Genomic DNA, 2,438 nt, shown 5'->3' on the forward strand with positions numbered 1-2,438 from the left:
ATGGAAAACAGAATGAAAAGCAAAAAGGCTTTGTTTGAGCTTCAAATTTTAGGCGGTTTCTCTTATGTTGAAGAAACCACAATTAACTTTAGAAAAAAAGATGTAGTAGCGCCAGTTACCTAATCTTTAACCTTCCAATTCAAAAAAAATTTAAAATGACAAAAGCAGCTTTTTAAGTTGCTTTTTTATTGTTCATAGTTCATAAAGGGTCGAAATACGGAACAAAATCAGGGTTTTTCCCCGAAATAAAAATAAATAATAGCTAAATATTTGTACCAACAAATAATTAAACACTTTGGCTATGAAAACTATAATTTACCTCATTTTGATTACATTATTTACTGGATGTTCTGTATTAAAAACTTTAGAAAATTTGCCAGACACCTTAAATAAAACCGAAAATTTGATTGACGATGCTATTGGAGAAATTTCAACCCAATCTAGTAGTTGGCAAACCACTTTGCAAAATTTAGAAAATAAATTGGTTGGCGATGCCCAAAGCACCGTTAGAACAGAAGTACAACAATTGGCCAACAGAACAATTGCTGCCACAGGAATCGAACTACGTTGCAATACAGATTTTTTAGGAACCCGCGTCATACAAGGACTACAACGAATTAAGGCAAAATTATTAAATCAATCCATTCCAGAAAGAACACCAGTTTTTTGCCAAGTTATTCCTTCGGAAATAAAAATGTCATTAACACCAGACAGAAGAGACAAAATAGACATTACTGGTTATGATTTTGACAACCAACCCAATTTAAAATTATTTTTGTATTCAAACGGACAAAAGTCAGATGTTACGCAATATATAAACAGATTGACTCATTATCAAATTGTACTTAATTTGGGTAATAATGGTGTCCAATTAAACAGTCAAAGCGATAAAATTTCTTTGGAATATAACAATCAGGAATTATCCTCTATAACAGTTATTCAGCCGCAGATTCCGAATTGCAGTGTTGAAGATTATGTTATTCCGACATCGACTTTAACTTTTACACCACCACACATTTCTGGAGATGGCGATTTCTTTGGACATGGTCCAAGAGTAGATTGTGATGTGAATGCTTTTATTGAAGGCAACAGCGTTAAAGTTCGTGTTTATATGAAAGCACAAGAAACTGCTTGGGATAATACCAAAGCAGAAGGTTTTAATATTTTTACACTGTATACAGCGCCTTCCAACAGAAAAATTTTGAGTATTGTAACAGATAGTTCCTCTTCTCAAAGTTATACAGATTCAAACTATGAAATTGACTTTTTTCAACAAGGCTCAGGCGAATTTGTCAAACGTTTCGCTTTTACTGGCGATACCGCTTGGGGCGGAGAATCGGGCACAAAAACAAAAGTTGATGTCGATTTAAACAAACTTACCATTCGATTGAAAGAAGTGGGTAATTGCCAAAATTAAATTTTTGATTGTACGTTTTCGATAATTGTTGATAGAATAATTATTTTTGGCTGACTTTTTGATACTAATTTTCTTAATTTGATGTTTCTAACTAAATAGTAAAATTATGAAAAATATTTTCTTTAGTATTTGTGTTTTATTTATGGTTTTTGGTTGTAAAGATGCTGTAGCTACAGCAGATTCTAAGATTGTATTGTCCAAAGTTGAAGCAGCGCCAGAAATGGTAGCTGAAAATACAATGGATTTAGAAATGCCACCAGAACCCAAGGCAACAGAAACACAAGTTATTAGAACCAGCAATTTGCGATTTGAAACCAACGATTTAAACGAATCATATCAAAATATTCAAAAAGCCATTGTCAAACACAAAGGAACATTGCAAAATGATGCTTCTGGCAAAGATTATGCTTCGGCTTTCAGAAACTTGACTATTAGAATTCCAAATACCAATTTTATAGCATTTTTGGATGAAATTAGCAAAGGTGTAAATCATTTTGACCGAAAAGAAATTTCCTCACAAGATGTGACCGAACAATATATTGATTTGGAATCGAGAATGAATTCCAAAAAAACTCTGGAAAAAAGGTATTTACAATTACTCCAAAAAGCCAATAAAGTTTCTGAAATTATAGAAATTGAAGCCAAACTAGCTCAAATTCGGGAAGAAATTGAAGCCAAAGAAGGTCAATTTCGGTATTTGAAAAATCAAATTTCTATGAGTACCGTGACCATAGAAATGTATACCAACGATGCTTCACAAAGCGGAGCCACAGCATCGTTTGGTTCAAAAATCTGGAACGAAATCAAATCTGGTTTCAACTCATTGTCTGGATTTATTTTGGGATTAATTAGTATCTGGCCTTATCTTATTATTACAATAATTGTATCTCGGTTTATTTACCACAATTTTAAATAAATCGTTATATTTGATAAAAAATGACAATTTTAAAATTTGCTGAACACTTTCCAGATGAAGAATCTTGTAAGTTGTATTATAAGAAAGTTAGAGAAAAACAAGGTA

The 2,438-nt window shown here is 32.2% G+C and carries 2 protein-coding genes; both read left to right on the forward strand.

Annotated features, from left to right (window positions below; genetic code table 11):
- The first annotated feature begins 301 nt into the window (after positions 1 to 301).
- Positions 302 to 1,417, forward strand: a complete 1,116-nt coding sequence (locus RMN92_RS06165) for a hypothetical protein (RefSeq protein ID WP_309608592.1) — start codon at positions 302 to 304, stop codon at positions 1,415 to 1,417.
- Positions 1,418 to 1,523: 106 nt separating this feature from the next.
- Positions 1,524 to 2,333 carry a DUF4349 domain-containing protein gene (locus RMN92_RS06170; RefSeq protein WP_309608593.1) on the forward strand — a complete coding sequence of 270 codons (810 nt, stop codon included), beginning with the start codon at positions 1,524 to 1,526 and terminating at the stop codon, positions 2,331 to 2,333.
- Positions 2,334 to 2,438: the final 105 nt, after the last annotated feature.

It is taken from the genome of Flavobacterium sp., assembly GCF_031363805.1.
Classification (GTDB): Bacteria; Bacteroidota; Bacteroidia; order Flavobacteriales; family Flavobacteriaceae; genus Flavobacterium.

Excerpts from the sequence above, each read along its gene's own strand:
- RMN92_RS06165 (WP_309608592.1), top strand. The coding sequence starts at position 302 with ATGAAAACTATAATTTACCTCATTTTGATTACATTATTTACTGGATGT.
- RMN92_RS06170 (WP_309608593.1), top strand. The coding sequence starts at position 1,524 with ATGAAAAATATTTTCTTTAGTATTTGTGTTTTATTTATGGTTTTTGGT.